This window comes from Hyphobacterium lacteum (assembly GCF_036330345.1).
GTDB lineage: Bacteria > Pseudomonadota > Alphaproteobacteria > Caulobacterales > Maricaulaceae > Hyphobacterium > Hyphobacterium lacteum.
Genome location: NZ_JAZDRP010000001.1, coordinates 242,189 through 258,822, shown reverse-complemented (window position 1 = coordinate 258,822; position 16,634 = coordinate 242,189). Strand labels below are relative to the sequence as shown.

12 protein-coding genes are annotated in these 16,634 nt (G+C 58.5%); 4 read left to right on the top strand and 8 right to left on the bottom strand.

Annotated features, from left to right (window positions below):
* Window positions 1-2: 2 nt before the first annotated feature.
* Window positions 3-1,085 (top strand): efflux RND transporter periplasmic adaptor subunit, encoded by a 1,083-nt coding sequence (locus tag V0U79_RS01225; protein WP_330197636.1) that lies wholly within the window; start codon window positions 3-5, stop codon window positions 1,083-1,085.
* Here the strand turns inward: V0U79_RS01225 and V0U79_RS01220 are convergent.
* The 7 genes from V0U79_RS01220 to V0U79_RS01190 all read right to left on the bottom strand — a co-directional run bounded on the left by V0U79_RS01220 (window position 1,082) and on the right by V0U79_RS01190 (window position 10,149).
* Entirely contained in the window at window positions 1,082-2,464 is a 1,383-nt protein-coding gene (locus V0U79_RS01220) for an L-serine ammonia-lyase (RefSeq protein WP_330197635.1), read from the bottom strand. The genes V0U79_RS01225 and V0U79_RS01220 overlap by 4 nt on opposite strands.
* A gap of 104 nt (window positions 2,465-2,568) precedes the next feature.
* Window positions 2,569-3,330, bottom strand: coding sequence for an SDR family NAD(P)-dependent oxidoreductase (locus tag V0U79_RS01215; RefSeq protein ID WP_330197634.1), 762 nt, complete (start codon window positions 3,328-3,330; stop codon window positions 2,569-2,571).
* 5 nt (window positions 3,331-3,335) lie between these two features.
* A complete protein-coding gene (locus tag V0U79_RS01210; protein ID WP_330197633.1) occupies window positions 3,336-5,405 on the bottom strand; it encodes a 3-hydroxyacyl-CoA dehydrogenase NAD-binding domain-containing protein in 2,070 nt (689 codons plus the stop codon).
* A complete protein-coding gene (gene kynU / locus V0U79_RS01205) occupies window positions 5,402-6,628 on the bottom strand; it encodes a kynureninase (protein ID WP_330197632.1) in 1,227 nt (408 codons plus the stop codon). Before kynU ends, V0U79_RS01210 begins: the two co-directional genes overlap by 4 nt.
* Before the next feature lies 1 nt (window position 6,629).
* Window positions 6,630-7,262 carry an arylformamidase gene (gene kynB, locus V0U79_RS01200; RefSeq protein WP_330197631.1) on the bottom strand — a complete coding sequence of 211 codons (633 nt, stop codon included), beginning with the start codon at window positions 7,260-7,262 and terminating at the stop codon, window positions 6,630-6,632.
* A gap of 2 nt (window positions 7,263-7,264) precedes the next feature.
* Complete coding sequence (locus tag V0U79_RS01195) at window positions 7,265-8,110, bottom strand: tryptophan 2,3-dioxygenase (RefSeq protein WP_330197630.1); 846 nt, start codon at window positions 8,108-8,110, stop codon at window positions 7,265-7,267.
* A 164-nt stretch (window positions 8,111-8,274) separates the two neighbouring features.
* Complete coding sequence (locus V0U79_RS01190) at window positions 8,275-10,149, bottom strand: M2 family metallopeptidase (RefSeq protein WP_330197629.1); 1,875 nt, start codon at window positions 10,147-10,149, stop codon at window positions 8,275-8,277.
* A 300-nt stretch (window positions 10,150-10,449) separates the two neighbouring features.
* On the opposite strand from V0U79_RS01190, the gene V0U79_RS01185 reads away from it, so the two are divergent.
* Window positions 10,450-12,600, top strand: a complete 2,151-nt coding sequence (locus V0U79_RS01185) for a reprolysin-like metallopeptidase (protein ID WP_330197628.1) — start codon at window positions 10,450-10,452, stop codon at window positions 12,598-12,600.
* Window positions 12,601-12,734: 134 nt separating this feature from the next.
* On the top strand, window positions 12,735-13,154 hold the full coding sequence (locus tag V0U79_RS01180; RefSeq protein ID WP_330197627.1) for a DUF2147 domain-containing protein: 420 nt from the start codon (window positions 12,735-12,737) through the stop codon (window positions 13,152-13,154).
* 34 nt (window positions 13,155-13,188) lie between these two features.
* Here V0U79_RS01180 and V0U79_RS01175 read toward each other — a convergent pair whose 3' ends face one another.
* On the bottom strand, window positions 13,189-13,662 hold the full coding sequence (locus V0U79_RS01175) for a MarR family winged helix-turn-helix transcriptional regulator (protein WP_330197626.1): 474 nt from the start codon (window positions 13,660-13,662) through the stop codon (window positions 13,189-13,191).
* Between the two features lie 315 nt (window positions 13,663-13,977).
* Between V0U79_RS01175 and V0U79_RS01170 the strand changes: the two genes are divergently transcribed.
* Window positions 13,978-16,563 (top strand): TonB-dependent receptor, encoded by a 2,586-nt coding sequence (locus tag V0U79_RS01170; protein WP_330197625.1) that lies wholly within the window; start codon window positions 13,978-13,980, stop codon window positions 16,561-16,563.
* Window positions 16,564-16,634: the final 71 nt, after the last annotated feature.

Genomic DNA, 16,634 nt, shown 5'->3' with positions numbered 1-16,634 from the left:
CCATGTTCCGATTTGTCTCTTCAGCCGTGTTGGCAGTGATGCTTTCTGCAGGCGCTATGGCTCAGCAGGGCCCACCTCCGGCCAATGTACGGGTCACTGATGTTGTCGAAGCGGATATGGCGCCGACAATCCAAAGTCCGGCGACAGTATTAAGCCGGCGTGACTCCGAGATCGCGGCCGAGGCATCAGGACGGATTGTGTTCGTGGCCGAGCCCGGAGACCTGATCGAGGCGGGCGAACCTGTGGCCAGGATCGATGATACACAGGCCCGTTTGCAGCTGGGCGAGGCCCGGGCGCGTTTGGCCCGCTTGCGCGCCAATGCCGACTATCAGTCATCGGAATATGACCGATGGTCGCGGCTGGTTTCCGCTGGTACGGCGCCTGAGACGCGCCTTCGTGAAGTCGAGCTGGCCAGAAACCTCGCCATTCAGGAACAAACCGAAGCCCGAAGTGCCGTGCAGCGTGCGCAACTGGAGCTGGACCGGACCGAGATCCTGGCGCCGTTTTCAGGGCGGATCGTCGAGCGCCTCATCGAGGTGGGAGAGTATTCAACGCCGGGGCGTGACATTGTTCGCCTGGTCGACACCGGTTCGCTGGAGGCGCGCAGCCAGGCGCCAATTTCCGTTGCGCCATTTCTGACCGTTGGTGACACTGTGCAAGTTGGCGATGGCGAGCGCCGGATCAATGCGCCGATCCGCGCCATCATTCCGGTTGGTGATTCAACGACGCGCACCTTCGAGGTCCGCGTGGCGCTTGAGGATTCGCCGTGGATTGCCGGAGCCGGTGTGCGGGTCTATTTGCCTCGTGCGGCCAGTGAACATGTGGTCGCCGTGCCGCAGGATGCCATTGTGCTGCGTTCGGCAGGGTCCCATGTCTGGATTGTCGGTGACGACAACACAGCACAGCAGGTGAGTGTGGTGCCCGGTTCCCGGAACGGTGATCTTGTGGCTGTGACGGGGGAGTTGTCGGCGGGGGACCGTGTGGTCGTTCGGGGTGCAGAGCGGCTAACACCGGGACAGACCGTCAATATTCTCGAGGATACAGCATCCAATAGTGGCGCCGCGACCGGAGGCAATTCGAACTAGCAGACCGGAACGTTGATAGCGAGGCCGCCCTGCGAGGTTTCCTTGTATTTATCGGACATGTCGCGGGCGACATCGCTCATCGTCTTGATGACCTGATCCAGCGACACTTTGTGCTGGCCGTCACCGGAGAGTGCGAGCCGGGCCGCATCAATGGCCTTCACCGCACCAATGGCGTTTCTTTCGATGCAAGGGATCTGCACGAGGCCAGCAACAGGATCGCATGTGAGCCCCAGATTGTGCTCCATGCCGATCTCTGCCGCATTCTCGATTTGCTGGTTGTTACCGCCCAAGGCGGCCGCCAGACCACCAGCGGCCATTGAGCAGGCCACGCCAACCTCTCCCTGACAGCCGGCTTCTGCGCCGGATATAGACGCGTTCTTCTTGTAGAGCGCGCCGATGGCGGCGGCAGTCAGATAGAAGCGGAGAATGGCGTCTGTATCGCCGGATTTCCAGTGATGGCGGTCATAATAGCGGACAACAGCCGGAATGATTCCGGCGGCCCCATTCGTCGGAGCTGTGACCACCCGTCCGCCTGCCGCATTCTCTTCGTTCACAGCCATGGCCCAGAGATTGATCCAGTCCATTGCTGTCAGGGGGTCGGCCTCGGCCTTTTCGGGGTTTTCAAGAAGCGAACGATGTATGCGCGGCGCACGGCGTTTGACATTCAATCCGCCCGGAAGAATGCCATCCTCGCGAAGACCGCGATTTATGCATCCCTCCATGGCCATCCATATCTGACGTACGCCGGCGCGGATCTCTTCCTCGCTGCGGAAGTGCTTTTCGTTCGCCAGCATGATTTCGGGAATGGTGAGGCCGTGCTTTTCGCCGATCTCGATCAGATCGGCCCCGGAATTGAACGGATAGGGTTCACCGGTCTGTTCGCCCACCGCAGAATTGCGCCCGGCTTCGGATTCATCGATGACAAATCCACCGCCAATCGAATACCAGATTTCCTCGCGCAGGGATTCTCCTGTCTCGTCGAAGGCCTTGAATTTCATGGCATTCGAGTGGAAAGGAAGGCGGGTTCCGCCGTCAAAAACCAGGTCCTCGCGGTGGTTGAAGCGGATCGGTTTTTCTCCGGCAGCAAGCAATTCGCCGCTTTCCCGGATGGCGGCTATCCGCGGCGCCATTACATCCGGATCGATCTCGGCAGGATCATGACCTTCGAGGCCCAGCAAGACGGCGGTGTCTGTGCCATGGCCGACCCCGGTAAAGGCAAGCGATCCGTAAAGCTCCACCTGCAAGCGCCAGAGGGGCGCAAGCGTGTGTTCGTCTTTCAACCGCTGCACAAACAGGCTGGCAGCCTTCATCGGCCCTACAGTGTGAGAACTGGAGGGGCCTACGCCAATCTTGAAGAGATCGAAGACGCTGAGATGCATGGCTAGAAGCTATCGCCGATGTGGCATATGCCGAATGAGTAGAACACGCGCTTTGCAATTCCCGAGCTGCTCAACGTCTCACTACATTGAATGCCGTAACCTTCCTACATGGAATGACCGCCATTCAACGCAACTGCCTGACCATTGATGCCAAGGCTGTTGGGATGACACAGCCAGCCGGCAATCTCGGCGACTTCCTCGACTTCGAGGAGGCGGCCTTGTGGATTATTCTTGGAAAGCTCGGCCTCGGCCTGCTCGCGTGTTGCACCGGTTTTCTCGATGATCGTCCGGATAGCTCCTTCGGCCATTTCCGTACGGACATAGCCCGGGCAAATCGCGTTGACAGTGGTGTTGGTCTTTGCCCACTCCGCGGCCAGCGCGCGGGTCATGCCGATCACGGCATGTTTGGAGGCGCAATAGTGCGAGATATAAGGTCCGCCGGACAGCCCGGCGATCGAGGAAATATTGATCACGCGGCCATAATCCGCAGCGCGCATGTCATCCGTGACCGCCCGCGTACAGCGGAAAACGCCGGTGACGTTGACGTCCTGGATCCTCAGGAATTCCTCTTCGCTCATCCGATGAAAAGGGGCCGATGAGGCAATGCCGGCATTGTTCACCAGAACGGTAATGGCCCCGTCGCCGCGTGCATCGGCAAAAGCCGCAAGCACATTTTCAGCATCGGTGACATCGCACTGCACGGCGCGGGCGCGGGCAATGCCCTTGGCCTGGTCTTCGAGCCTTTGAAGGTTTCGGCCCATCAAGACGCAATTGGCGCCATCATCGGCGAGGCGCTTGGCGATGGCGAGACCGATACCGGTGCCACCCCCTGTAATAACCGCAGTTTTTCCGTCCAGATGTCCCATCGTGATTATCCTTTTTTCCAGGCGCCAAAGCTGCTGTTTTCCGCTGCCAGTTTTTCCAACAGGGGCGCAGGCGTCCACCATTTCGGTCCAAATTTTTCCTGGTAATGCCGGGTCCGCTCCAGCACATGGGCGAGACCAAGCTCATCTGCGTAGAACATGGGCCCGCCGCGATAACGCGGGAAGCCATATCCATTGACATAGACAACATCAATGTCGCTGGCGCGTTGGGCAATGCCTTCCTCGAGGATGCGTGCCCCTTCATTGATCAGGGCCAGCATGCAGCGCTCGACTATTTCATCGGCGCTGACCGGACGGCGGGCGACGCCTTGTTCCTGCGCGATGTTTTCAATCAGCGCGTCGACTTCCGGGTCGGGGATTGGTGCGCGTGAGCTCGCCTCATATTTGTAGATTCCGGCACTGGTCTTCTGGCCCTTGCGGCCCATTTCAACGAGGCGGTCCTGCAAAACCGAGGCGAGGGGCTCATAGTCTTCGCCTGCCACCATGGAGCGGCGGTTATCATAGCCAATATCGAGACCAGCGAGGTCTCCCATGGCCAGTGGTCCCATCGGCATGCCGAAATCATAGAGCGCCTTGTCGACGTCTTGCGGCGCCGCGCCTTCCATCATGCAGAGGCCGGCTTCGCGTCCATAGCCTTTCAACATCCGGTTTCCGATAAATCCGTGGCAGACCCCTGAGACAACCGGCACCTTCCGGATGCGCTTGGCCGCATCAAGAGCTGTTACGAGGGCCTTGCCGGATGTCTTGGCGCCGCGGACGATTTCCAGCAGGCGCATGACATTGGCGGGCGAGAAGAAATGCATGCCGAGGACGCGGGCAGGGTCTTTCGTTCCAGCCGCGATCTCATCGACATCCAAATAGGAGGTGTTGGTTGCGATTATGGCATCTGGCCGCGCGACGGCATCAAGTTCGGCAAAAACAGCCTTCTTGACGTCCATTCGCTCGAAGACGGCTTCGATGATCAGATCGCAGGCTGCAAATCCGTCCCAGCTGTCGATCGGCTGGATCCGGTCGAAGCGGTCAAGCGCCTCGGCCTCACTGATGCGCCCCTTGGACGCTGACGCCAGATATAGCGCGCGAATCTTTTCCAGGCCTGCTTTCAATGCCTCCGCATTGGCGTCATGAATGCGGACAGCAAAGCCTGCATTGGCAAACGCCATGGCGATGCCGCCACCCATTGTTCCAGACCCGACAACGCCGATCAGGCCAAGCGATCCGGGCTGGGCATCAAGCCCGTCGACCTTGGCTGAAAGGCGCTCGGCAAAGAACATGTGCCGCATGGCGCGCGCCTGTGACCCGTTCAAAAGCTCCATGAACAGCTTGCGCTCGTTTTCCATGGCGGAGTCGAAATCCATTTCCGCAGACGCGAGTACGGCTCTGGTGGCGTTCTCTACTGCGATCTGGCCTCGTCGGGACTTTTGAGCGGCGGCGAGCACCTTTTCGAGCTCGGCCTGATCACAAGCGGGAACGGGCAAATCCCTGACCACATGCTTTTCGGTTTTGGTCTCGGCAAATGCGATTGCATTTTCGAGGATGTCGCCGTCGCTAATCTCGTCACAGAGTCCGATTTCAACAGCGCGGGCAGCCGTAATCGGCTTGCCATCCAGGGTCATTTTCAAGGATTCCGGAATACCGCACAGGCGAGGGGAGCGCTGCGTGCCGCCCGCGCCGGGGAAAATCCCCAATTCAATTTCCGGAAAACCGACGCGGCCCTTGCGATCGATGATCCGGTAATCACAACCCAGCGCGGTTTCCAGCCCACCTCCCAGCGATGTGCCGTGCATGGCGGCGATCACCGGGATGGGGCAGTTTTCGAGAGCCTCGATCATGTCATTGAGCGACGGGGATTGGGGCGGCTTGCCGAACTCGGTGATATCGGCGCCGGCAAAGAATGTCCGGCCTTCGCAGTGCAGGACAGCCGCTTTGGCATTGCCGACATCTGCCAACGCATTGGTGACACCTTCGCGCACAGCAATGCCCAGCGCATTCACCGGCGGATTGTTGACCCTGATGATCAGGACGTCGCCGCGCTGTTCGCTGGTTACGATATCACTCATGTTACCGCTGCCTTTTGCTTGAATTCCTCAGTGTCCCAGCTGCCGGTCTCCATGATCTCCGTCAAAGTCGCGACAGCCTGCTCGACATCTGCATAGCTATTGTAGAGCGGGGCAAAGCCAAATCTCAGGATATCGGGAGCCCGGAAATCACCGATCACGCCTCGTGCGATCAGGGCCTGCATGATGGCGTAGCCTTCCGGGTGATGAAAGCTTACCTGACTGCCGCGCTCATCCGCATTCCCGGGGCTGGCCAGTTTGAACCCGTGGTCGGCGCAATGTTCATGAACGAGGGCGATGAAAAGATCACCCAGTGCCGACGATTTCCGGCGGATGTCCGACATGTCGGCTTCCAGCAGGAGATCGACGCCCACTTCCAGCGCTGCGCATCCCAGAATGCCCGGTGTTCCACACTGGAAGCGGTCAATGCCCGGAGCCGGCTGATAATCATCGGTGAATTCGAAGGGGACTTTATGGCCCAGCCAGCCAGACAGCGCCGGGAAGACGCTGTCCTGATGACGGCGGGCAACGAAGGTAAAGGCCGGCGCACCCGGGCCGCCATTCAGGTATTTGTAGCCGCAACCCACGGCGAAATCGGCATTACAGCCATTAAGATCAACGGGAAGTGCGCCGCAGGAATGGGAAAGGTCCCAAATCACCGGAATACCGCGGGCATGAGCGGCTTCGGTGATCGCCTTCATGTCCCGGATACGGCCGGACCGGTAGTTGGTCTGGGTCAGAAGCAGGACAGCGACATCATCGTCCAGCGCTTCGTGTATTCGTTCAGGCTCGACCAGGCGCGGCGAAATCCGGTCCGGTGCAATCGCGGCCAGTCCCTCCATCATGTAGACGTCCGTCGGGAAGTTTCCGGTCTCCGATAAAAGCACTACCCGGCTCGAATCGAGTTGAAGAGATGCGCTCAGGCATTTGAATACATTAATCGAAGTCGTATCACCTACGATCACTTCATCATCGTGAGCACCGATCAGCCGGGCGATCTTGGCGCCGATCCGCCGGGGCGCATTGATCCAGTCATTTGTATTCCAGGAGCGGATAAGATCCTGGCCCCATTCCCGCTCGACAACATCAGCCAGACGCGCCTTCGTCGCCTTCGGTAGACAGCCCAGCGAATTACCATCGAGATAAACCAGACCGTCGGGTATCTCGAAGCGGTCGCGAAAGCCGGCCAGCGGGTCGGCTGCATCAAGTGCGGCGATATCCGTCATCTCATCCGATCTCTCTTAATAGGGCCCGTACCGGTGCAGCATCTGCGCCTTCAATCTTCAAGGGCGCTGCGATCAGCTCATAGTGACCCTGCGGTATATCATCCAGCACGAGGCCTTCGAGAATGGCCATACCGGCTCGACGGACCGCATTATGAGCGTCCAGAGTTTTTGAGGTTTCGGGATCCAGAGACGGTCCGTCCATGCCTACCAACTGCGCGCCGGAGGCCGCCAGCAAGTCGATGGTTTCCGGGGCGATTGCCGCATAGTCCGATACCCAGCGATCGTGAGGGAAGCTTTCAAATGTCCGGAACAGGATGCGTTCAGCGCCCTCTGCACGGGAAAGCTCAAAATGCTCCGGACGGACCGCATCGCGCGCTTCGCGGACATCGAAAACAAAACACCGGCCGACATAGATGGCCGGATCGACCTGATCGATGGTCTTACCGTTTTCGTCATAGTGCAGGGGCGCATCGGCATGCGCGCCGGAGTGTGTCGACAGGGTCAGCCGCGAAACATTCACCGGGCAACCGGGTTCGATGTGCCATGTGCGCTCGAGCTTGAAGGCGGTATCGCCCGGCCAGACGGGTAGGGCGGGCCTCAGGGTTTGCGAAATATCAATCACGCGACCGGCCATGCCTAGAGGCTGGTCCTGACGGTCCAGAGTTCCGGGAAGAAACGCAGGTCCAGGGCCTTAACCAGATAGGAAACGCCTCCCGTTCCGCCTGTTCCGCGGCGATAGCCGATGATCCGCTCGACGGTTTTCATGTGATTGAAGCGCCATTGCTGGAATTTGTGTTCTACATCCACGAGCTTTTCGGCGAGCTCATAGAGCGCCCAGTATTTCTCGGTATCGGAATAGACGGCCTTCCAGGCGGCTTCGACTTCGGCGCAGGGCTGGTAAGGCTTCGACCAGTCCCGGTCCAGCCGGTCGGCCGGAATGTCGAATCCGGCATAGGCCAGTTGCTTCAGGGCTTCGTCGTAAATGCTTGGCAGATTGAGGTATTTGCTGACGGCGATCGCGGCATCCGTTTTGCCATGAACACGCGCCATGGCGGCATTCTTGTTACCCAGCCGGTATTCCAGCATGCGGTATTGATAGCTCTGGAAGCCGGAGCTCTGGCCCAGCTTATCGCGAAATTTGAGATAATCCGCCGGTGTCATGGTCGCCAGGATTGACCAGGACTGGGTCAGTTGCTCCTGGATGCGGGCAATGCGCGACAGCATCTTGAAGGCAGGACCGAACTCTCCTTTCTGAAGACATTCGATCGCGGCATCGAGCTCGTGAACGCACAGCTTTAGCCACAATTCCGATGCCTGGTGGATGATGATGAACATCATCTCGTCATGCTCTGCCGTCAGCGGGTCCTGCGCGTTCAGCACGTCATCGAGACGAAGGTATTTGCCGTAGGACAATCCGCCCTCGGGTGACCAGTGAACGTCCTCGCCGGACAGGTCGACAGATGTGCTGATGGAATCGGTCATGAACTTGCTTGCTCCCCGCTGAGGCCAAACTAGTCAGTCAGGAGACAAACCGGAAGGTGCCAGCCAAGGCTTTTGCAGATGGAGCTGGTGGAAGCAGGTATCTGCGGCCCCGGTACAAAAAGGGCGGCCCGTGAGCCGCCCTTTGATTCAGCAATCCGTTCAGATTACCAGCCGCATTGGCGATCGGCATTCTGCTCTTCGAGATACTCCATCAGCGGTGCGAAATAGGCGATAATGGCCGAGCCATCCATTTCGCGCGTGCCGGTGAAGGCTTCCAGAGCGTCCGGCCAGGGCTGCGACTGACCCATTTCCATCATCGCCAGGAAGCGCTGTCCGACTTCCTCATTGCCGTAGATCGAGCAACGATGCAGCGGACCTTCCCAGCCCGCCATCTCACAGGCAGCCTGATGGAACTGGAACTGCATGATAAAGCTCAGGAAGTAACGCAGATACGGCGTGTTGTTCGGGATGTGATATTTCGCACCCGGATCGAAGGCATCGCCGGGCCGGCTTCCGCCGGGAGGTGTGATGCCCTGATACCGTGTGCGGAGTTCCCACCAGGAGGAATTATATTCTTCCGGCGGTGTGTCCCCGCGCAGAACTCCCCAGCGCCACTGGTCCATCATCAGGCCGAAGGGCAGAAAGGCGATCTTGTCCAGCGCCTGGCGCATCAGGATGCCCAGATCGGCATCTGCGCTCGGCACCTCGTCAATCAGCCCGATGGCCTGCAGGTATTCCGGCGTGATCGAGAGCCCGACAAAGTCGCCGATGGCTTCATGGAAACCGTCATGGGCGCCTCCGCGGAACAGGAAGTCCTGCGTGGAGTAGGCGCGTTGATAGTAATTATGACCCAGCTCGTGGTGGACGGTCTGGAAATCCTCGCCATTCACCGCCGTGCACATCTTGATGCGAATGTCGTCGACGGCATCGATGTCCCAGGCCGAGGCGTGACACACAACTGTGCGATCACGCGGCTGGGTGATCAGTGAGCGAGTCCAGAAGGTTTCCGGCAGCGGGTCGAAACCCAGCGACGAGAAAAAGGCCTCACCGGTGCGGACCATGTCCTCGGCGGTGTAGCCCTGGGCCTCGAGCAGGGCGGTCACATCCAGCCCGTCATCGGCGGCGCCTTCCGGCGCGACAAGGTCATAGATATTGGACCATTGCTGGGCCCACATATTGCCAAGAAGGTCGGCGCGGATCGGCCCGGTTGCCGGTTGGACGGCATCGCCATATTCGTCATTCAGACCGGCGCGGACATGGCAGTGAAGCTGTTCGTAGAGCGGCTCCACCTGACTCCAGAGGCGTTCGACCTCGGCTTCCATCTCTGCAGGTGGCATGTCGTAATTCGACAGCCACATGTCAGCAAGATTATCGAAGCCGAGCTCGTTGGCGCCTTCGTTGGCAATCTCGACCATGCGCGCATAGAGCGGCGCCATCTCGACAGAATTCGTCCGCCAGCCCTGCCAGACATCCTGCAGGATTTCCGGATCGCGTGATGTTTCGATGATGTCCGACAGGACTTCGAGGTCAGCCGGCTCGCCGTCAACATCATAAGTCCCGGTCGAATACATACTGCCCAGCTGGGTTGTTATTTCGGATAGCTCTGCCGCCGCGCCTTCGGTCGATGGAGCCGGCAGGGTGATACCATTGCGCAGGATGTTCAGCTTGCGTTCCATGTCAGGCGGCAAGTCCAGATGCGCATATCGGGCGGCTTCATTGGCCAATTCTACGGCCAGTTCCGTGGATGCAGCGCCAGCGCGCGAGGCCAGCCAGTTGGTGTCGTCGGTGATGAAATTGGCTTGCACCCAGAATACCCGCGCCGTGTAATTCCAGTCTTCGAGCAGGCGCGCTTCGGCGTCCTCGAGGAAAGCGGCTGCGTCGGCGACGGTGACTTCGCCTGCTTCATTTACAGGTGCCGCGTCAGTCTGATCTGTGCCCGGAAAAGCTGTTTCCGGACTTTCGTTGTTTTCGGCCGCCTGTTGCGAGCAGGCTGCCAGAAGAAGAGCCAGACTGGCCGTTCCCAGCATCCATTTTCTCATCATATTCTCCCCGTTGGATTCCGAACCGCACGCCGTTTTCTCCCTTCTTAAAAAGGGAATCCGGTGTGCTGACTGGCCCCGACGCAAGACCAGCCTGAGGCGGATGTCAATTTAACGTTTCCGATGTGGGACATCGAAAGGTTGTATCTATGGATGCTCGCTCTTCCACAGAAAAAGCCGAATGCGCCATAGTTTCACTATGTCTGACGGGAAATTGCATCTAGGCTTTCGCCTCAGAAGCGACGGGACGCTTTGTGTTCACGCCTGCTTTGGCAGGCAATTGTGCTTGGGGAGATCCAGATGAACAGATTTTTGATTGCCGGTGCAGCGATGGCGCTTTTGCCATCCATGGCCCTTGCGGACGATATGTTCCGCGGTGTGCAGACACTGGCAGCAGACGGCGGATCGTCGAATGTCCTGTTTGACAATCTTGATCCGGACGTCATGCGGATGTCGGTCGGTGATCGGGTAACACTAAATTTCGGGCGGGGCTATGAAGCCGAACTCGACCGGATCGGCACTCAGGAGATGGGGGCGCAGGTCTGGGTCGGGCGGATTGCTGATCATTCCATCAACAATCGCGTCATCATCACCCAGACGAATGGGTTCACCTTTGGTGAAATCATGGCGCCGGATGCGACCTACTGGATTTATCCGGGCCGCAACGGCCATGAGATCATGCGCATTCCCGACGATGCGATCGCCCTGGAAGCAGCGAATGATGGGCTGACGCCCCCAATCGTTTCGGTCGAGACCGTCATCGATACCGCTATTGCCCAGGGCCGGCTTGAGTCGGTCGGCGAATCCCATGTCGCGGTGGGCGCCAATGGCACGATGGATGTTGCGGTATTCTATTCCGACAGTTTCGTGACCCGTTGGGGGCTGGCCACCGGTGGCCGCATCCAGTTCCTGATGGCCATTCTGGATCAGGCGCTGATCGATTCTGACACCGGACTCCGGGCGCGCCTTGTCCACACCGGTCCGGTCAGCGTGACAACCGAAACCGCCGATCTGGCCCAAACGCTTTACAATCTGACCGGGTTGGCGCCATCCGGCGAGAGCGTAACCCAGGATTTGGGTGCCTTGCGGACGGCTCGCACGACCTTCGGTGCCGATCTGACCGCCATTGTGATGCGTTCCCAAACCGGACAGGACAGCTGCGGCGTAGCATGGATCATTGGGGGCTCGGACGATGATATTTCGCCGACCGCTGACGACCATCTGGGCTATTCCGTGAGTGCTGACTGGATCCGCGACACGGATACGCCGTCCGGTGGATTCACATTCTGCGGAAACAATACGTTCGCGCATGAGGTCGGTCACAATATGGGTTTTGCCCATAATGTGGAGAATGCCTCTAGTGGTATTGGTATGGGCGTACGGGACTTTGCTCATGGTCACCGCGTTGATGGCGAATTCAGAACCATCATGTCCTATGCCTCTTCGACGGGTGAATCGCGTGTGAACTATTTCTCCAACCCTGATATCAATCTGTGTCCGGGGGGAGCGGCTTGCGGTATTGCGGCCGCTGGCGATTTCAGCATTGGCGGAATTGACTCGCCGATGACGGATGATCCGGCGGACAATGCCCGTGCGGCCCGCGAGGAAAGCTTCAACATTGCCAGCTTCCGGCCTGAAACGCCGGGGATTGTCTCGGCTGTTTTGCCGATTACCCGGACGGTACAGACGGGGAGCACGGCGACGGCTTTTGCGTCGATCATCAATCCGGCCGGCAACGGAACGGCAACGGGGTGTGGTTTGCGTCTGCCAGGCGCAACAGGAGCCCAGTTCTCCTATCAGACGACGACCCCGGCCAACGCCTTGTCGGGCACAGCCAACACGGCCGTGGATATCGCCTCCGGCGGAACACAGAACTATGTTTTCTCGGTAACCAGCGCCGCCGATTTCGATGACAACGTCAACACGCCCGGAGGCTTTTCATCTGGTAACAACGAGACGGAATTGTTCATCGAGGCGTTTTGTACCAATCGCCGGTCAGCCGAGTACACACTCGGGCTGAATTCCCTGATTTTCCGTTCAACCGCAGCAGCTCCGACGGATATCATCGCCCTGGCAGCAACACTTCCGGCGGCGCCGGGATACGTTGTGGTGCCGACAACCGGTGGCATGACCGGTGTGTTTTCCGTGGCGATCTCGAATGTGGGTGTTACCGGTGATGTAACGGTATCGGTTGATACCGGCTCACAGACACTGGCCATCACTACGATCACCATGTGCCAGACCGATCCGGGAACGGGTGCCTGCACGGACGCGCTGGAAACCACCAAGACGCTGAATGTTCCGGCCAGCGGTACGGCCACATTCGGGATCTTTGTGGCCGGTAATGGCTCTGCCATCGCCAATGACCCGGCCAATAACCGCGTCTTCGTCCGCTTTGCGGTCGGCGGACAGCCGGTTGGTGCCACCAGTGTGGCGGTGCGGACCGAATAGCGCAGGTATAAGTTTGCGCCATTAAAGCCCGGCTTTCGAGCCGGGCTTTTTTGTCGGGCGATTCCTGACCGGATTTGCTGTAGAATTATGGCTTGAGGAGCTTTCGGAAAGCTCCAAGAACCGGGGGAATGATGATGCAACATCTTCTGATTGGCCTGGGCGCTGCCCTGGCTATGCCAGCGCTTGCCCTTGCTGATCCGCATGACGTGTTTGGCCAGTATGCGGTCGAGGACGGCAATTCGCATGTCGTAATATCCGATTGCGGGGACGGAACGCCCTGCGGCACAGTCGTATGGATAGATCCCGCTTCCATCGATGATGGACGAACGCCCGAGGAAGTCATGGCGCGCTCAACCGGAGAGCCGGTGCTCGGTATGGTCATCCTTGAGGGGCTGGAACGAGCGAGGAATGACTGGCGGCGGGGAACGATCTACAGCCCCTCGGCTGATCGCACATATGGAGCCCGAATCCGATTGCTGGACGATGGCCGTTTGGAAGTGAAAGGCTGCATTGGCCCTGTCTGTCAAACCCAGCACTGGACCCGCATCGAATAACTCGAAGAGCCAGGCTCATTGGGGGGCAGGGCGATCAATTTTTGGCGATATCGCCAACCTCGAGGATAGGGGCGGCGTCGATATCCTCTGCGTCCATCAATTCAGCAAGGCGCTGAAGAGACGCTAGCAGCTGAAGCTGCTCCCAGCTTTCCAGCTTGTCGAACTCCCTGAGGAATCCGGCCTGAAGCAATTCCGGCGCGTCCCTCAATCGCTCATGGGCTTGCACCGTCAGGCTAACCAATATCTGGCGGCGGTCTTCCGTACAGCGCTGACGGGTTATCAGGCCTTGCGCCTGAAGCCGGTCAAGGATGCTGGTGATCGTGGCCTGACTGAGGGATGCAATCCGTGCAATGCTGGACGGGTAGAGGTCGCCGTTTTTCTTCAGGGCCTGGAGCACAACGAGTTGAGGCGATGTGAGCCCGGATGCCTTGAGCACCTTTCTGGAATGCAGGTCAATCGCCCGCGTAATGCGGCGCAGAGCTACAAGAATGTCGTCCTGGATGTTCAATGGGAAACCCTTTCGACGAAGGTTTTAAGCCAGGTCGAAAATCTGCACAATTCTGAAGAAAGATTCGTTTTCGAAGTATTCGGATGCAGAGGGAGGCGTGAGATATCGGTGCGACGTCAAAAACAGAAATCAGCGTGATTTTAATGTTACACAACACCTAAGTCATTGGCATTTAGCGAATTATTAGAGTGTTCTAATTTTCGTTTCCGGTTCCTGCGGAAAACCGGAGCCGGAATGCAGCTTGGCTACTGGCCTTGCGGTAACCATCGACCTAAACCCTTCGACATCTAAGCAAATGAGAGGGGCCTTCACGCCATGCTTAAAAAGCAAGCGCTGACCAGTACGTTTTTGACTTCCGTCGCGATCGCATCTGCCGCCGCAGCTATCGCTGAAGCGCAGGTCGATACGGTGACGGTTACTGCGACCCGCCGCGAAGCGACGACACAGACCATTCCTGTGGCCGTTAACGCGCTGGGTGAACGCACACTCGATGAATTGCGGGTTGAGGTGTTTACCGACTATCTGCAGCAGCTGCCGGGGGTCACCGCAGGGGGCTCAGGACCGGGTCAGAACACGATTTACATTCGCGGTATCGCATCGACGACGCCGAACCTGACGACGGCAGGCGTCGCTGGTCTGGCGCCCAATGTGGCTTTTTATCTTGATGAGCAGCCGTTGGCTCAGCCCGGCCGAAATCTGGATGTTTACGCTGCGGACATCAATCGGGTCGAGGTCCTGCCCGGACCACAGGGCACCCTGTATGGCGCCAGTTCCCAGGCGGGCACGGTTCGCATGATCACCAATGAACCGGTGATTGGCGAGTTCGAGGCTTCGGCCAGTTTCGGTACGTCTTTCACGGAAGGCGGCGAAATGAATAACAATGTCGAAGCCGTGGTGAACATGCCTTTTGGCGACACTTTCGCGCTTCGCGCTGTTGTCTATGTCGATAACCAGGGTGGCTATATCGATAATGTCTCCGGCGTTCGTACGACACAGGAAAGCGCCCGTTTCCGTCCTCAGGGGACGGTTCGTTCCAACGGCGTTGTTGTAAACAGCAACCGGGCCGGCTTCCAGGCCGGAGCCGATCTTTCCAACGTCACTTTCCTTCCGGCCAATAACTCCGGCCTGATCGAGGACAATTTCAACGACACCAGCTATCAGGGTTTCCGCGCCAGCGGTCTCTGGGACATCACGCCGGACTGGAGCCTGCGGGTTACGCATGCCCAGCAAAGCCTGGACAGTGAGGGTGTATTCTTCTCCGATCCGACTCTGGGTGATCTGGAGATCCAGCGCTACGAAGACGATGAACTGGAGGATGCCTTCCATAATACGGCGTGGACGCTGGAAGGCCGCCTGGGCATGCTAGAAGTGCTTTATACCGGTGCCTATACGGACCGGGACACCGATCAGCGCGTCGACTATTCGGATTATCTCTTCGTTGGTCAGTACCTGCCGTATTACATCTGTGACGGCTCGGTTTCCTATCCGGGAGCCGCCAACCCGTCCGGCACATGTCAGGCGCCGAACCTGTTTGTGAGTTCTTCGACCAATACCGAAGTCTTCACTCAGGAGCTGCGGTTCAACACGCCGGAAGACCGGCGCTTCCGGGCGACTTTCGGTGGTTTCTTCTCGGATCTTGAACTGGCCGAGCGCAACGACTTCACCTATCCGGGGTCGGTCAATGCGGTTTTGTTCGGTCAGACCGGCTTTTCGCCCAACTATCCGTTCATGACGGGCTATATCTCGGATCCGGGGCCGTTTGCGCCGGGCGTGATTTTCCGCAATGACGTGCTTCGAACCGATACCCAGATGGGCATTTTTGGTGAAGCAACTTTCGACGTGACTGATCAGTTCGCGATCACACTGGGTACGCGTTATTACGATATCGAGGTCGACCTTGAAGGCAGCGCCAATGCGTCCTTCTGTAATGGTTTCCAGGCGGATGCGAATGCCTACGGTACGGACATCTCCGACCTTTATAATGGTGATGGCGCGGTCACGTTCCGCGGCAGCTGTAATACCGCTGATCACATCACCTATACGGATCCGAACACGCCGGGCATTCCGGCTTCGGTGGCGGCTGCGCTTTCCGCTCCCGACGCTGCACGGACCGATGGCTTCATTTTCAAAGCAACGGGTGAATGGACGCCGGCTGAAGGCATTCTGCTCTACGCGACCTATTCGGAAGGTTTCCGTCCCGGCCTGTTGAACCGTCCGGGTGGCGCCGCCGGTCCGAACGGTTTCACCGTTCCGTTTGCGCTCGATACCGACGAAGTGACCAATTACGAAATCGGCTGGAAACTTGACCTGCTCGATGATCAGCTGCGCTTCAACGGCAACGCTTTCTTCGTGGATATCCAGAACCTGCAAACGACGATTTTCGACCCGTCAATCACCAATCTTTTCTTCTCGGATAATGCGGCCAACGCTGAAATCCGCGGGGTTGAAGGTGAGGTCACCTGGGTCCCGGCGGACATGCCGGGCCTGACGGTATCGGGTGCCTTCTCGATTCTCGACACCGAGATCACGGAAGTCCTGACCCCGACCAACGATGTGCTGGTCGGATCAGAGCTGGCCTTCGCGCCGAACTTCCAGGGTAATATCCGCGCCCGCTATGAGTGGGATCTGGAAAACGGCATGCTGGCGCATGTCCAGCCGCAGATCATCGTATCCGGAGACTCTGTCAGCGATGTCATCGAGATCAACAAGGTTGATCTGGAAGGCTACTCGATGGCGCATTTGTCCGCTGGCGTGAGCCGGGACAACTGGATGGTCGAGGCCTTCGTCGACAATCTCACCGATGAACGGGCCGAGCTGTCCAATAACTTCGTCTACGACCGTGAGCGCGTGACAGTTGCGCGTCCTCGGACCTGGGGCTTCCGGGTGAGGGTCACTTACTGATCCCGCTCTTGGCTCAACTCTTATGATCCTTAAGGTGGGCGCTCTGTTTTCGGCAGAGCGCTCACTTTATT